This is a genomic window from Bacillus sp. 0209A, from assembly GCF_036765095.1.
GTDB lineage: Bacteria > Bacillota > Bacilli > Bacillales > Bacillaceae > Bacillus > Bacillus subtilis_G.
Genome location: NZ_JBAIZV010000005.1, coordinates 47135 through 62337, shown reverse-complemented (window position 1 = coordinate 62337; position 15203 = coordinate 47135). Strand labels below are relative to the sequence as shown.

The window sequence follows — 15203 nt, the reverse complement described above, 5'->3', positions numbered from 1 at the left end:
GGATTTAAACATGACTGTACAGGCAACTACCGCAAAAGAAGTGTCACAAAAAATTTTTAACAAAGAACCTTTATACATTCTTGATGTGCGTAATGAAAATGATTTTAGCGATTGGAAAATTGAAGGACATGATTTTGAACATTTGAATGTGCCTTATTTCGACCTTTTAGATGGCGTGGAAGATATCTTAGGGGAAATTCCTTCCGATAAAGAAGTGCTAGTCGTATGCGCAAAAGAAGGTTCATCTGTAATGGTATCCGAGATGCTTTCAGAAGCCGGTCTTTCTGTATCGTATCTTAAAGGTGGTATGAAAGCGTGGAGCGAGCATTTAGAGCCGGTAAAAGTCGGCGATTTAAAAGACGGCGGTGAGATGTATCAGTTTGTGAGAATCGGCAAAGGCTGTCTGTCATACATGGTGATTTCCAATGGTGAAGCGGCGATTATTGATGCGACACGTATGGCGGGTGTCTTTATGGATTTTGCAAAGGAAAAGGGTGCGGCGATTACCCACGTATTTGATACACACCTTCACGCAGACCATATTTCAGGCGGCAGAGTGATTGCCGAAAAAACAAAAGCAACCTACTGGTTACCGCCTAAAGATGCTGAAGAAGTGGTATTCGATTATCAGCCGTTGGAAGAAGGAAATGACGTTGTCATTGGAAAAACAACGATTAGAATTCAACCAATTTATTCTCCTGGGCATACAATTGGCTCCACTTCTTTCATTATAGATGATCGGTATCTCCTTTCAGGTGATATCTTGTTTATCGATTCAATCGGCAGACCGGATTTAGCCGGTATGGCAGAAGATTGGGTAGGAGATTTAAGAAAAACGCTTTATAACCGTTACAAAGCGTTATCAAAGGATTTAATCGTATTACCGGCACACTTTATGATCATTGATGAGTTAAATGAGGATGGAAGTGTAGGTAAAAAATTAAGTACATTATTTACCGAGAATCATGGTTTGAACATTGCGGATGAAACAGAATTTAGACACCTAGTGACAAATCATTTGCCTCCGCAGCCAAATGCATATCAAGAGATTCGCGAAACAAATATGGGGAAAATCAATCCAGATGAAGAAAAACAGCGTGAAATGGAGATTGGGCCAAACCGTTGTGCAATTCGGTAACACAACCATTCTATTAAAAGAGGAGAGAGATGAACATGAAATCAGCTAAAGTATTAGACGCAAAAGGACTGGCATGCCCTATGCCAATCGTCAGAACGAAGAAAGCGATGAATGAACTGGATTCAGGTCAAATATTAGAAGTGCATGTAACAGATAAGGGAGCTAAAAGTGATCTGGCAGCTTGGTCTAAATCCGGCGGGCATGACCTTTTAGAGCATACTGAAGAAGGCGATGTACTTAAATTCTGGATTCAAAAAGGCTAATGAATGTGAAAGGGTATCGAATAAACAGATACCCTTTTTCTTTGAAAAGGAGGAAACCCGAATGGATATTGCCTTTATGATCACGCTTTTCATTATAGGGTTTATTGGTGCCTTTATTTCCGGAATGATTGGTATTGGCGGATCTGTTGTTAATTATCCAATGCTATTGTACATTCCTTCTTTAGTGGGAGTGATGTCATTAACCGCTCATGAAGTTTCAGGGATAGGAGCGATTCAAGTCTTCTTTGCGACACTTGGCGGTGTTTGGGCTTATCGTAAGAGTGGTTTTTTAAATAAAGCAATAATCATTTACATGGGAAGCAGCATCCTGATAGGGAGTGTTTTGGGGAGTTACTTTTCTCATCGTATATCTGAACAAGGAATGAACTTCGTATACGGTATTTTGGCTATTATAGCTGTTATATTAATGTTTATACCTAAAAAAGGACAAGAACATAGGGAAGGCGAAGAAGTCATATTTCATAAATGGTTAGCTTCATCCTTAGCCTTTATCATTGGCGGGGTATCAGGTATTTTAGGAGCTGGCGGCGCCTTTGTCCTCGTTCCTATTATGTTATCAATTTTAAATATTCCTGTAAGAATCACCGTCGCTTCATCTCTTGCGGTTACATTTCTATCATCTATTGGCGCAACAGTTGGAAAGGTAATCACAGGACAGGTGCTTTTTGTACCAGCTTTGGTTCTTATGATCGCTAGTTTAATTGCTTCTCCTATTGGCGCAAAAGTTGGACAAAAGGTAAATACAAAATTCCTGCAATGGATTTTAGCGCTATTAATATCAGCGACAGCCATTAAAATCTGGATAGGGTTCCTTTGGGGATAAAATGTTGAGCGTCAATCTTTTGAATAAGGCCCAAGCGAACAAATGGCGGAAGGCGATTATTACTGTGATGTTGCTCAAAAGAATAATGATTATACCCTATACTGTTTACGTGAATGCAAAAATTTAACCGTGTTTAACCTCTTAGATGTGGAGGTATGAGTCTGACAAACTGCTACATGTAAAAGAAAAACAAGCATCATGTGAAATGCTTGTTTTTCTAAAGAATCATTCACTTACTGTGAGATGTTTCTTTTGATTAATAGTGTATGCCACTAGACATACGGCGCTATAAAATACTAATGCCACACCCAGTAATAATATGATCCAATGAAAAGCACCGGATAATTCAATGGTATTGCTCACCACATTTAGAATGTTTCCAACTGATAGGAGAGCTAATAGAATAGGTAGATTTTTTAGCAAGTGATCACACTCCAAACTTTGTTCAATATGAATATATCATACTTTTTTCCTTAAAAGCCATTATTTATAGAAAGGAACTCAGGTGCAAAAAGTTTGGCGATAACTGATTAATGAATCACCATGATGTCAATGAGTCGTTTGATTTTTGCATCGTCTCCTGTATCGACGTACACTGTTTTTTTATTTTTAATGATATTCTCAGTCACTTCCCGCATTACGCCTTGATCTAAATCATCAGCGGAATCCCAGCGTAAAGGGACATTGTATACATGAATCGTGCCATCTCCGTTACCATGGTAAGTGACTGATCCATCCACTAATCGAGAACCAGCTAACTGGATCACATCTTCTGGGTAGCTGGCACTGGTGTCATCATTAGGATTGATGGGTTCGCCAGCCGAAATGTGCCGAACATTCAATTCATCTATCTCTTGATTAGGTCCAAGCTGCAGCCAAACACGGGCATATTCGATTTTCTCAGAAGAATACGCTGCCAATACATCGTCTTCTTTGCCTTTCTCCTCATTTTTTGCTTTTTCTGAAGAGGTGTCATCTGATTCAACTGTTGCGGATTCTTCTAATCCCGTTGTTGGCTCTGATTCATCTTTGCTTATTTTGTTGCTGTCTTCATTATCATTATGATCTTCGTCAGTTTGTATAGCAGTATCATCATTTGAAGTTTGTTTTGATTCTACGTTCTTACTGCCCGCGCACCCAGCAAGCAATAAGGCGAGCAGCAGGAAGGCGGCATTGCAGTAAAATATCTTTCCGAGTTTCCTCATTCTTTCATTCCTCTCATCAACTAGGTTTCATCTTCATGTAAAAGTCATGGATCTAAATATTACCATACAATAGATATGATCGTTTGAAATTTGTTTGAAAAGAGATTTATGGTTAGCTTCGTACTTAAGAATTCTTAAGAACTTTTGCCCCTTTTTCTTCAGGTTTTCAATCTATGAGCGCAATAGAGAAAAAACGTATCTTTGGAAGTGGCAAATGAAGAACAGCTTCGAGTTCTCCGGCCGCATGAAAAATATCGAGGACAGCAAACTCTTGGTACTTTTGATGTTTACCTCGCCTTACTTTGCAAATCGCCGAGCAGCAGCCACGCACATGATAACGGCGATATTCACTGCCACGAGTGCCCAGCCTACTTTCTCGTGCAGAATCACTGAGGCAAGCAGCAGTCCAAAGAATGGCTGAAGAAGCTGCAACTGCCCAACCGCCGCAATTCCGCCTTGGGCGAGACCTCGATACCAGAAGACGAAGCCGATCAGCATGCTGAATAAGGATACATAGGCAAGACTGAGCAGCGCTGGTACCCCGATGCTCGACCATGAGTCCGGTGTAAAAAAGAACGACAAAGGCAGCATAAGAGGAAGCGACAGAACGAGTGCCCAAGAGATCACCTGCCAGTTCCCCAGACGTCGAGAAAGCCTAGCGCCTTCTGCATAACCAAGCCCGCATACGATGATAGAAGCCAGCATGTACGCGTCTCCAAGCGGGGATGATCCACCTCCCTGGAATAGGGCGAAGCCTGCTACTAGTAAGCTGCCAGCCGCTGAGAACATCCAGAAGACTGGCCGGGGACGTTCACCTCCGCGGAGTACGCCGAAGACCGCTGTCGCAAGCGGAAGAAGCCCAAGGAAGACAATGGCATGTGCGGAGGTGACATACTGAAGCGCCAAAGCTGTCAGCAATGGGAACCCGATCACCACGCCGAACGCTACCACCAATAATGAAATGATGTCGCTTTTGGCAGGATGCTGTTGCCGAAAGATGAGAAGGAGGCCTCCAGCCAATACACCAGCTATCGCAGCGCGGCATACGGTGAGGAACAATGGGGTGAAGTACGCCACAGCCAAGCGGGTTGCTGGCAGTGAGCCGCTGAAAATAAGGACGCCTATAAAACCATTTATCCAGCCATTTGTTGTTTTGTTCATTATAATCACTCCAAATAGGATTCTTTTCATTCTTTAACTGTTAATCTGAATTTTCTTAACAAAACCAGCATCTAAGGATTACAATGACTATAAACTGGAATTGACCTTTCATAAACAGCCAGTTTTCATAAAAAAATGCATACCAGTTAGGAGAACAATGTGTAAATGGATATCACGCCTTTTTTAAATAGAAATTTGGATATTCCGCTTTACCAGCAGCTTTATCAGGATTTCAAAGAAAACATGCATCAGGGGCGTATTCAAAAAGGAATGAAGCTCCCTTCAAAAAGACTCTTGGCGAGTCAGCTATCCATCAGCCAAACGACTGTAGAACGTGCCTATGAACAACTTGCTGCTGAGGGCTATATCGTGAGCAAGCCAAGAAGCGGGTGGTTTGCTGATTATGACGATTCTGATTTTGCCTATCGTAAAATGCCGCGCACATTACCCATTCAACAAAAAGAGCAGGAACATAAAGAGTGGATTGATTTTCACTATGGAAATGTAGATTCTTCTTACTTTCCTTTTTCCGCATGGCGAAAAAGCATGGTCAATAGTTTAGACCAATATGGACACGAGCTTTATCGGCCGGGACATGTTTTAGGAGAGTTTGAGCTGAGGACGCTCATTGCAGAGTATCTGTATCAATCACGGGGTGTTCATTGTGTCCCTGAACAAGTGATTATAGGTGCCGGGAACCCTATCCTTCTCCAAATCTTGTGTCAAGTTTTTGATCAGAATATTTTCATAGGATATGAGGATCCGGGTTATCCGAGAGCACGCGAGATTTTTGAAGCCAATCGTATGAATATTCTTCCTATACCAGTCGATGATGAAGGAATCTGTATACAGAAGATCAAAGAACAGCAGCCAAATCTTGTGTATGTCACGCCTTCTCACCAATTTACGCTAGGAACCATTATGACGATTAACAGAAGAATTCAGCTGCTTAAATGGGCTGCTGAGAATCAGTCATTTATCATAGAGGATGATTATGATGGGGAGTTTAGATACACCGGACAGCCGGTCCCATCCTTACAAGGGCTGGACCAGGATAACCGTGTCATTTATATGGGCACTTTTTCTAAGTCTCTTCTTCCCTCGCTGCGTATCAGCTATATGATTCTTCCTTCGTCTCTTTTAAAAAAAGGCCATGAAATCGCGTCTTTATATAAGCAAACGGTGTCCTGCCACAGTCAGCTCACGCTAGCTGACTTTATAAAAAATGGAGAGTGGCAAAAACACATCAACAGAATGAGAAAGCTTTACCGTAAAAAAAGAGCCATTTTACTAGAGACTGTGCAAAGAGAATTAGGAGAGCATGTCAGGATTCGCGGAGAAAACTCTGGACTTCGCATCTTACTCGACGTTTATTTGCCATTTAGCGAAAAAGAGTTAATTGAGAAGGCGAAGGAACATGGAGTGAAAATTTATCCTGTTGCTCCTTCTTATCAAAACCATCCCCCTGCTAAAAGAGTGTCGCTTGGATTTGCAGGGGTTCCTGAATTTAACATACGAGAAGGTATAAAAAAACTGAAAGCTGCCTGGAAGATATAAGGAAACTTTCAGCTATTTTATTAAGTATGAAATAGAGTGATATCAGCAGCAGCCTGCTTACAGAAATGATTGACAAATCCTTTTAATAAAAAGCATGTTTTTAGCCGGAAAAATCTATTATGGTATAGTTTAAATATAAAAAATATTTGAAATGAGGAATGGCATGAATACAAACGAAAAACATAAGAAATTTAAAGCGAAAATCATCCTGCAAGTCATCATGGTCATAATCGGAGGAATCATAGCGGCATATGGACTGGAAACGGTGCTCATTCCAAACAGCGTATCTGATGGAGGGGTGACAGGCCTCAGCATTGTTGGGTCACAGCTGTTCCATTTGCCGCTGGGGATTCTGATTGTTGCTATTAACATTCCGTTTGTCTGGTTAGGATATAAGCAAATTGGAAAACGCTTTGCGTTATTATCAATTATCGGAATCGCATCACTTGCCGCGGGTACAAGTTTTATGCACCACACTCCAGCCATCATCGAAGGGGATACTTTGTTGATAACCGTTGTCGGCGGGATTATCCTTGGGTTTGGAATGGGGCTGGCGCTGCGTAATGGCGGCGCATTAGATGGAATTGATATGCTTGCAGTGCTGCTGTCCCGAAAACTGCCATTCGGAACGAGCGATCTCATTTTATTCTTAAACCTTTTTGTGTTTATTTTTGTTTCCACCGTATTTGGTTTGCAAGGGGCATTGCTTTCAGTCATTGCTTACTACATTGCATCCAAAGTCATTCATGTCGTGGAGGAAGGCTTAAGCGGTTCTAAAATGTTTCAAATTATTACAACCCAACCTGAATTGATGGTAGAGACCATACGTGATCAATTAGGCCGAAGCGCCACATATAAAGAAGCTTACGGGGGTTTTTCCCATGAGAAATTCAAAGAAATCACATGTGTCATCAACCGCTTAGAAGAAACCAAACTAAAGGAAATTATTAATGAAATTGATAAAACCGCCTTCGTTACCGTATATGATGTAGCTGAAGTGAAGGGCAGCAATTTTAGAAGGGTCAATCATCATTAGAAAAAAGAGTGACGAATGGCAAAACAGCCATCATATGTTTTGACGAGCCTTATGAAGCTGTTTGCTCATGATTTGTTGAAATCCTGTTCCCATCAAGCAGGATTTTTTCTTGTTTAGGTTAATATAAACAATTGATTATATAATTGAAAACTTATATAATGACGTTGTGAAAAAATTAATGTTCATTTTTATGTACGCACAGTGCCTCTTTTTTATTGGGGTGTCTGATCACTGGGCCAATATATCATGATTTCATTATATATTGGGTTAAAGGAGGAGTTCATTTGACTGTTGATTCAAAAATAGGAGTTGCAGCAATGACTAGCTGTTTAAAAATACTTAGTGATCAAACAAGGCTCATGATGATGACATTATTTTTTGAAAAAGAATATTGTGTGTGTCAATTGGTTGATATGTTCGACATGAGTCAGCCAGCCATAAGCCAGCATTTGCGGAAATTAAAAAACGCAGGATTTGTGAACGAGGACAGAAGAGGGCAATGGCGTTATTATTCAATCAATCAATCATGCCCCGAGTTTGATACATTGCAATTGATTTTGCATCAAATCGATCAGGAAGACGAATTGTTACTGCACATCAAACAAAGGGAAACTCAAGCGTCTTGCCAGTAAGGAGGTATTAGATTGACTTCAGTCATTTTGGCTTTAGCTATATTTTTATTCACTTTAGTATTGGTCATATGGCAGCCGAGAAACTTATCTATTGGATGGTCAGCCTGTGGAGGAGCTGCTTTGGCTTTAATAGCCGGAGTTGTCGATTTTCAAGATGTGTTAACTGTGACAGGGATTGTTTGGAATGCGACATTGGCTTTTGTGGCCATTATTATTATCTCGTTAATCCTTGATAATATTGGTTTCTTTGAATGGGCAGCGCTTCATATGGCTAAGGCTGCAAAAGGAAACGGTGTGCGCATGTTCATTTATGTATCTATATTAGGAGCTATCGTCGCAGCATTATTTGCAAACGACGGCGCGGCCCTTATATTGACGCCAATTGTATTAGCGATGGTCAGAGCTTTAAACTTCAATGAAAAATTAGTTTTTCCTTTTATCATTGCCAGCGGGTTTATTGCAGATACGACTTCGCTTCCGTTAGTTGTGAGCAATTTGGTCAACATCGTTTCAGCGGACTATTTTGATATTACGTTTATTGATTATGCATCCAGAATGATTGTCCCTAACTTGTTCTCATTACTGGCGAGTATCATTGTACTTTACCTTTTCTTCAGAAAAAGCATACCAAAACGTTATGATTTGACTGAGGTTAAAAGACCTGCAGAAGCAATAAAAGATCAAAATATGTTCAAACTATCATGGTATATCTTAGGACTGCTTTTAATTGGATATTTTGCAAGTGAATTTTTCTCTATTCCCGTATCAGTGGTAGCGGGCATCATTGCCATCTTTTTCTTAATTGCTGCACAAAAGAGCCCAGCCATTCATACAAAGCAAGTGCTGAAAGGAGCGCCTTGGGCTATCGTGTTCTTTTCGATCGGCATGTACGTTGTTGTGTACGGTGTCCGTAATGCTGGATTGACAGATATCCTTTCAGATGTGATTCAAGCCTTGGCTGATCAAGGGTTGTTTGCGGGTACGATTGGAATGGGCTTTATCGCGGCGATTCTTTCTTCCGTTATGAATAACATGCCGACTGTCATGATTGATGCATTGGCTATTGCCGGTACAGACACACATGGAATGATGAGAGAAGCGCTTATATATGCAAATGTTATCGGTTCAGATTTAGGACCTAAAATCACGCCGATTGGTTCCTTGGCGACACTATTATGGCTCCATGTCCTTTCACAAAAAGGTGTGAAGATTTCTTGGGGCACTTATTTTAAAACAGGAATCATTCTGACAATCCCGACATTATTTATTACACTTGTCGGCCTGTATATCTGGCTGATGATCATCCATTAATGTTTCAAAAAGGAGCAGATTAATATGTCAAAGAAAACCATTTACTTTTTATGCACTGGAAATTCCTGCCGCAGTCAAATGGCTGAAGGATGGGGAAAAAAATACCTTGGAGACAAGTGGAACGTGTACAGCGCAGGAATCGAGGCTCATGGATTAAATCCTAATGCTGTGAAAGCGATGAAAGAAGCAGGGATTGATATCTCCAATCAAACCTCGGATATGATTGATCCGAACATTTTAAACAATGCTGATTTGGTTGTGACTCTCTGTGGTGATGCAGCTGACAAATGTCCAATGACGCCTCCGCATGTAAAACGTGAGCATTGGGGATTTGATGATCCGGCAAAAGCACAAGGAACAGACGAAGAAAAATGGGCGTTTTTCCAAAGAGTGCGTGATGAAATTGGCGAGCGCTTAAAACAGTTTGCTGAAACTGGGGAATAAGTAATAGATATACTCAGCGTGTATTGTTCAACAGGTGTCTGCGAGCTAAGTGCAGACACCTGTTTTTTGGTTTAACTTGACTGTGATCCGTGAACTGTCCGCTTTAAAAGGAAAGTTATTTAGCTTGTGACAGAGGAAAATTGATTTTGTAAACAGAATCATGAAGGAGACGCTGTTTTAAAGGAGTTGTCAGTTTGCAGGAGTTAACAAAAGAAAAATATAACGGCATAAAAACAAGGTTTCATGAAAAAGTTTGCCCAACATTTGTCTATTCAATATTAGAACAAACGATTCCGGGCGTTGTTTATGTAGATGACCACACCTTCCCTAAATCATTTTTGATAGGGACTGAATCAGGAATTTACTTTATTGCGGGAGAAGAGGGGAATCAAGATTTTAATGATTTCATTGCTAAATATTATGAAAAACAAGCGAAATCAACAAAAAGATTTACCTTGTTTAGTTCTAGCGATACATGGGACAGAGTAATGAAAACAATCCTGAAAGACGAATTGAATCAAATGAAAAGAGTCGCATTTTCTTTTCAGCAAAAACCTTCTATAACGGGATTACAACTTCCAAAGGGGTTTGTTTTAAAAAGGATAGACGAAGACATCATCTCAAACAGCACGGAATTTAACAGAGCTTATTATGAGGAGTATTGGGATTCTGTCTCACATTTTTCATCAAAAGGCTTTGGGTTTGCCGTATTACATGGCAATCATGTTGTGAGTGAGTGTACCTCGATATTTTCAGGGCGTAATCGTGCGGAAATGGATATCTATACACTTGAAGAATATAGAGGTATGGGTTTAGCTTACTGTGTGGGAAATGAGTTTATAAAATATGGTCTGAAACATGGAATTAATCCTAATTGGGATTGTGATGTTTGGAATACGTCGTCCATCACATTAGCAAATAAACTAGGATTTAAGTCAATAACCGAATACTCTATTTTTTATTCTGGAAAATCGTGATGAAAAAGAGCTAAAATGAGTGCATGTCATGAGGGTCTATGAATGCGTTGTACGGAAAAATGGATAATTCCATGGATACTAAAATAGACCAAGTTACAGCTTGGTCTATAAACGTTAAAAATGGTCATGTTTCTGAACGAAAGGTCTTGCCTATTTCTCTTCCCAAGCCAAAATAATGTCTAAAATTATAGATAAGTGGACTCCATTTTGAAGGATTTATGTGGTTTTCGTTCAATATGATGCTTTCCTCGGCGTGAAAATGTAATGCCTGCGTCTCTACAATCGCAAATGATGGTTCATATTCAGGAATCCGAATATGCTTGACTTCAGCTTCAATGTGAATCGGGCATTCTTTAATGCGTGTTGGTGAAACTGTCTTTGATTGTAAAGGTGTTAACCCTGCTGACTCGTATTTTTCTTTTTGATATGTAAATCCGAGCTGTTTCTTCAAATGCGGTATATCCTTTTTTCCGCTATAAGATGAAATTCTTTCAACATTTTCCCATAATTCCGGGCCAGGCAAGTTTATGACACATTCTTTGTGTCTATCTAAATTTTCAATGGCTTTTCCCCCTAGGCCTACTCCAAGGACAATATAGTTTCCAAGAGCCCAAGAAGAAGACATAGGACTAATATTAGTGGTACCATCCTCATTCAATGTCGTAAGAAGAAATGCTGAGGTACCATAATACATGATTCTTGGTTTAATTTCTTTAAAACGAAGAGTGTCTTGTTTTTCAATGTCCAATGCTTATTCCTCCTTGTCATCATGACATTCATATTGTAAAGGTTTAACATTTCAACTATCATCGAAATATGAATGTAAGGAGGAAAAACATGAATCCTAATATCGCAAAAATCTCTGCATTGTTATCTGATCCCTCGCGTTCTTCCATTCTTCTCACCCTAATGGATGGAAGGATACACCCTGCGGGAGAGCTTGCATATCTCGCTAACATTAAACCTCAAACCGCAAGTTTTCACCTGAAAAAATTGCTTGAAGAAGAGCTGATCAGCGTAGAGAAGCATGGAAGACATAGGTATTACAGATTGTCTGACTCAGATGCAGCAAACGTGATTGAGCAATTGCTTCTGATTGCCCCTAAAGCCAAAGTCACATCTTTAAAAGATTCAAAAGAGAAAAGTGACTTGCATTTCGCCCGCACCTGTTATGATCATTTGGCAGGTTATGTGGGCGTGCAAATCACTCATTCACTGGTTGAGCAGGGAATGTTAAAAAAAGCCGATTTAGACTTTGAGGTAACTTCAGAGGGTTCTTTGTTCTTTTCGAATTTAGGCATCAACGAAGAGCAGCAGCGAAATAAGCGGAGAGCATTTGCCCGCTGCTGTTTGGATTGGAGTGAGCGGCAGCATCATATTGCAGGAGCGTTAGGAAACGCCCTATTGGTGCGAATGTTAGAGGAAGAATGGATCGTTCGTATGCCTAAAACAAGAGCGATTAAGATGACACAAAGCGGGAGAGCGGCATTTGAGAAATACTTTAAAATGAATATTTAGGGAATTTTTTATTAAGGGAATGAGAAAGAAGGAGTAAGATTCGTTAAGAATCTTACTCCTTCTTATTATCTTGAAGTTGCTTGGTTCCCCATTGCAATAGAAATGCGATTCCAACTGTTTATTTGATTGATGATGAAAACAAGGTCAACGTATTGTTTTTCATCATAATGTTCACGCACTTGATGATACAGCGCATCGGGAACCCTTTTCGTTGGAATAAGCGTAATGTGTTCAGAGAGTTCGAGCGCTGCTTTCTCTTCAGGTGAATAAAAATCACATTCATTCCAAGCGTGTAAACAGTAAATTCGCTGTTCCGTTTCACCCATTTTGCGGGCATCGGAAGTATGCATATCTATGCAGAAAGCACAGCCATTTATTTGAGAAACTCTGATTTTGATTAGTTCTCTCGTCGTTCGGTTAATTGAAGATTGTTTCGTGTATTTCTCCATATCCATCATCATCTTCATACCTTCAGGTGCAACATCATAGTAGGACACTCTTTGGCTCATAAGGCAAGACTCCTTTCCTCAAGATACATTAGATTGTATTCCGATATTGATCATTTTACCAATAGTATGGCGTCTATTTCACTATCTTTTGGCAAGAAGCTGCTTTGAATAAAAATAGGGATAGCCAACAATGATGAGCGGAGCTGCTAATGCAAGCAGGATCCATGAGCCTGAGTGACTGTCTCTAATGACTCCAATGAATATACAAGTACCGATGAGAAAATATAATAAAACACCTAAAAACCAATACATATTCATTTCTCTTTTTCCTTGCAGGTGATCTGTGATTGAGTATTTTCGTCTTTTTCATTGCTTAACCTATCAGGGCGCTGATTTTTCAACACTTTTTCAGTCCAGATTCCTTTTCTTTTTAATGATAAAATTGTAAGATCAATCGATTTCAATGATGATCATTCCTTCAATATAGTGACTTCTCCATTATTGTAAATGGAAATTCGGAAAGATAAAACGTACATAAAGGCAGAACGCTTATGTACGTTTGGGCAATGATCATATGTTGGGAACATCTAACGGTTCACTGCATCTTTGTATTGTTGAGTTCCCTCTCTTCCTATAAAATGATGGGATAAATGTATGTCTGGTTCAAGTGTGTATCGCTTCTATCAATGGAAAGGAAGTGGATGAGGTTTGCGTATAAGGAATCCTTTCGAAGAAAAATACTATTCACATGATAGACAGGCATTAAATATGCTTGCACTCAGAGTTCCGGGACTGGCTTTTATTCTCATGATCTATGTAGCCTCTATCGTGCTGCAATTTCTTAATGGGAGCTGGTCCATTTTATTGCTTCATGTGTTCACAGTATTGACCGCCATTTTTGCTTTGCTGCATTGGCATTCATATCGCTGGGTTAAGAAAAGGGTCATTCTATATTTTGTGCTGCAAGGTTTGATCACTTTTATACTGGCTAATGTCATGACTGGCTTCTTAGTGCTGATCATCATTGGCCTTTATGCATTTTTGATTGGACAGATTGCAGGAATGGCAGACAGAAGAAGGGCTTTCCTCATACTTTATTTATTCTTTCTGCTGTCAATCAATGTACTACATCAGATTCACAAAGGTGAATATTTGCATTTTCTTGTCATTGCCGTACCTATTATGATCGTGATTATTACTTATGCAGCTACATTATTTGCCCAAGTTGATGAAAAGATAAAAGCGCAGCTGACCCTTGAAAGGCTGGAGCTGGCTCATCAGCAGGTCGAACAGCTGACACTGCAAAATGAAAGGCAGCGTATGGCCCGGGACTTACATGATACGCTTGCTCAAGGGCTGGTCAGTTTAAATATGCAGCTGGATGCTATTCATGTTCATCTTACGAAAGGCAATACAGAGAGAGCAAAAGAAATCATTCAACAATCGATGAAAAGAGTGAGAGGCACATTAGCGGATGCACGTTCAGCGATTGATGATCTGCGCAGCAAATCAGAAGAAATCGGTTTTTTAAAAGAAAGAATTACCTCACTGATGGATCATTTTCAAGAGTCGACAGGCATGGGCGGTTTTTTAGACTACAGATTACATCAGGTGTTAGACGTTCGTACAGCTGAAAACTGTTATTCCATCATTGGGGAATGTATAACGAATGCAGCAAAGCATGCTGAAGCAGATACGATCTCGGTATCCATTTGGGATGATAACGGGGGGCTCCATTTAACGGTCAAAGACAATGGCAAAGGCTTTGATGTTGAAAAGGGCAAGAAAAAGAGAGGACATTATGGGCTTCTCGGCATACAAGAACGCGTCAGAGCAATGAAAGGCCATTTCAATATAAAGAGTACAAAATCTAAAGGAACACAAATTGAGATCACCGTACCAATTCAGGGAGAGATGCAAGATGAATAAGGTTTTAATCGTTGATGACCACCTTGTCGTGAGGGAAGGTCTGAAGCTTTTAATTGAAACGAATGATCACTACACCATCATAGGAGAGGCGGAAAACGGCAAATCAGCAGTCCGCCTTGCAGATGAATTAAAACCGGATATTATTCTCATGGATTTGTATATGCCTGAGATGAGCGGGTTAGAAGCCATTAAACAAATCAAAGAAAAACACGACATCCCTATCATTATTTTAACTACGTATAATGAAGATCACTTAATGATCGAAGGAATTGAATTAGGGGCGAAAGGATATCTATTGAAGGATACGAGTTCAGAAACCCTTTTTCATACAATGGATGCAGCAATAAGAGGAAACGTGCTGTTGCAGCCTGATATCTTAAAACGTCTGCAAGAAATTCAAGTGGAGCGGATGAAGAAGCAGAACAGTCATACCCAGCTGACAGAAAAGGAAGTCATTGTCCTAAAAGCAATTGCTAAAGGTTTTAAAAGCAAAGCGATCGCCTTTGATTTGGGCGTCTCTGAGAGAACCGTAAAGTCCAGGTTAACGTCCATTTACAATAAATTAGGCGCGAATTCCAGAACTGAAGCAGTGACGATTGCCATGCAAAGAGGCATTCTGACACTAGACAACTAACATCCTATATTAGAAATTTGCCCAAACGTACATGCCCGAATGTACGTTTTTTTTATTTCATTGTCCACTACAATGAGAAGGAATATGATCAAGCAATGTGTTGAA

General features: G+C 40.0%; 17 protein-coding genes and 1 pseudogene. 12 read left to right on the top strand and 6 right to left on the bottom strand.

Translation table 11 applies throughout. The annotated features are described in order from the left end of the window. Positions 1–6 precede the first annotated feature (6 nt). The 3 genes and pseudogenes from V6D44_RS17155 to V6D44_RS17145 all read left to right on the top strand — a co-directional run. Positions 7–1138: pseudogene (locus tag V6D44_RS17155) on the top strand (MBL fold metallo-hydrolase); the annotation flags it as partial. A 35-nt stretch (positions 1139–1173) separates the two neighbouring features. After that, the gene (locus tag V6D44_RS17150) at positions 1174–1401 is read left to right on the top strand and encodes a sulfurtransferase TusA family protein (protein ID WP_087993542.1); all 228 of its coding nucleotides are present in this window, start codon (positions 1174–1176) and stop codon (positions 1399–1401) included. Between the two features lie 61 nt (positions 1402–1462). After that, positions 1463–2245, top strand: coding sequence for a sulfite exporter TauE/SafE family protein (locus V6D44_RS17145; protein ID WP_333516765.1), 783 nt, complete (start codon positions 1463–1465; stop codon positions 2243–2245). 530 nt (positions 2246–2775) lie between these two features. On the opposite strand, the gene V6D44_RS17140 is transcribed toward V6D44_RS17145, so the two are convergent. Next, on the bottom strand, positions 2776–3450 hold the full coding sequence (locus V6D44_RS17140) for a hypothetical protein (protein WP_253268848.1): 675 nt from the start codon (positions 3448–3450) through the stop codon (positions 2776–2778). A gap of 297 nt (positions 3451–3747) precedes the next feature. Beyond that, positions 3748–4611 (bottom strand): DMT family transporter, encoded by an 864-nt coding sequence (locus V6D44_RS17135; protein ID WP_253268849.1) that lies wholly within the window; start codon positions 4609–4611, stop codon positions 3748–3750. Positions 4612–4776: 165 nt separating this feature from the next. Between V6D44_RS17135 and pdxR the strand changes: the two genes are divergently transcribed. The 6 genes from pdxR (at position 4777) to V6D44_RS17105 (ending at position 10568) form a co-directional block, all read left to right on the top strand. Next, the gene (gene pdxR / locus V6D44_RS17130) at positions 4777–6168 is read left to right on the top strand and encodes a MocR-like pyridoxine biosynthesis transcription factor PdxR (protein WP_253268850.1); all 1392 of its coding nucleotides are present in this window, start codon (positions 4777–4779) and stop codon (positions 6166–6168) included. Between the two features lie 163 nt (positions 6169–6331). Continuing rightward, positions 6332–7204, top strand: a complete 873-nt coding sequence (locus V6D44_RS17125; RefSeq protein ID WP_087993548.1) for a YitT family protein — start codon at positions 6332–6334, stop codon at positions 7202–7204. Between the two features lie 317 nt (positions 7205–7521). Next, positions 7522–7836, top strand: a complete 315-nt coding sequence (locus tag V6D44_RS17120) for an ArsR/SmtB family transcription factor (protein ID WP_414958363.1) — start codon at positions 7522–7524, stop codon at positions 7834–7836. A 12-nt stretch (positions 7837–7848) separates the two neighbouring features. After that, positions 7849–9147, top strand: coding sequence for an arsenic transporter (locus V6D44_RS17115; RefSeq protein WP_087993549.1), 1299 nt, complete (start codon positions 7849–7851; stop codon positions 9145–9147). A 24-nt stretch (positions 9148–9171) separates the two neighbouring features. Then, a complete protein-coding gene (gene arsC, locus V6D44_RS17110; protein ID WP_087993550.1) occupies positions 9172–9591 on the top strand; it encodes an arsenate reductase (thioredoxin) in 420 nt (139 codons plus the stop codon). Positions 9592–9785: 194 nt separating this feature from the next. Next, a complete protein-coding gene (locus V6D44_RS17105; RefSeq protein ID WP_202329003.1) occupies positions 9786–10568 on the top strand; it encodes a GNAT family N-acetyltransferase in 783 nt (260 codons plus the stop codon). Positions 10569–10692: 124 nt separating this feature from the next. On the opposite strand, the gene V6D44_RS17100 is transcribed toward V6D44_RS17105, so the two are convergent. After that, positions 10693–11316: a flavin reductase family protein gene (locus V6D44_RS17100; protein ID WP_087993552.1), complete on the bottom strand. Its 624-nt coding sequence runs from the start codon at positions 11314–11316 to the stop codon at positions 10693–10695. 89 nt (positions 11317–11405) lie between these two features. Between V6D44_RS17100 and V6D44_RS17095 the strand changes: the two genes are divergently transcribed. Continuing rightward, on the top strand, positions 11406–12086 hold the full coding sequence (locus V6D44_RS17095; RefSeq protein ID WP_087993553.1) for an ArsR/SmtB family transcription factor: 681 nt from the start codon (positions 11406–11408) through the stop codon (positions 12084–12086). Positions 12087–12151: 65 nt separating this feature from the next. Here the strand turns inward: V6D44_RS17095 and V6D44_RS17090 are convergent, their stop codons facing one another. From V6D44_RS17090 to V6D44_RS17080, 3 genes are all read right to left on the bottom strand, one after another. Next, the gene (locus tag V6D44_RS17090; protein ID WP_087993554.1) at positions 12152–12595 is read right to left on the bottom strand and encodes a carboxymuconolactone decarboxylase family protein; all 444 of its coding nucleotides are present in this window, start codon (positions 12593–12595) and stop codon (positions 12152–12154) included. Positions 12596–12676: 81 nt separating this feature from the next. Then, positions 12677–12853 carry a hypothetical protein gene (locus tag V6D44_RS17085; RefSeq protein ID WP_087993555.1) on the bottom strand — a complete coding sequence of 59 codons (177 nt, stop codon included), beginning with the start codon at positions 12851–12853 and terminating at the stop codon, positions 12677–12679. Next, complete coding sequence (locus V6D44_RS17080; RefSeq protein ID WP_087993556.1) at positions 12850–12999, bottom strand: hypothetical protein; 150 nt, start codon at positions 12997–12999, stop codon at positions 12850–12852. Before V6D44_RS17080 ends, V6D44_RS17085 begins: the two co-directional genes overlap by 4 nt. 244 nt (positions 13000–13243) lie before the next feature. On the opposite strand from V6D44_RS17080, the gene V6D44_RS17075 reads away from it, so the two are divergent. Both V6D44_RS17075 and ydfI read left to right on the top strand, forming a co-directional pair. After that, complete coding sequence (locus V6D44_RS17075) at positions 13244–14464, top strand: sensor histidine kinase (RefSeq protein WP_253268853.1); 1221 nt, start codon at positions 13244–13246, stop codon at positions 14462–14464. Next, positions 14457–15098 carry a two-component system response regulator YdfI gene (gene ydfI / locus V6D44_RS17070; RefSeq protein ID WP_087993558.1) on the top strand — a complete coding sequence of 214 codons (642 nt, stop codon included), beginning with the start codon at positions 14457–14459 and terminating at the stop codon, positions 15096–15098. Before V6D44_RS17075 ends, ydfI begins: the two co-directional genes overlap by 8 nt. The last annotated feature ends 105 nt before the right edge of the window (positions 15099–15203 follow it).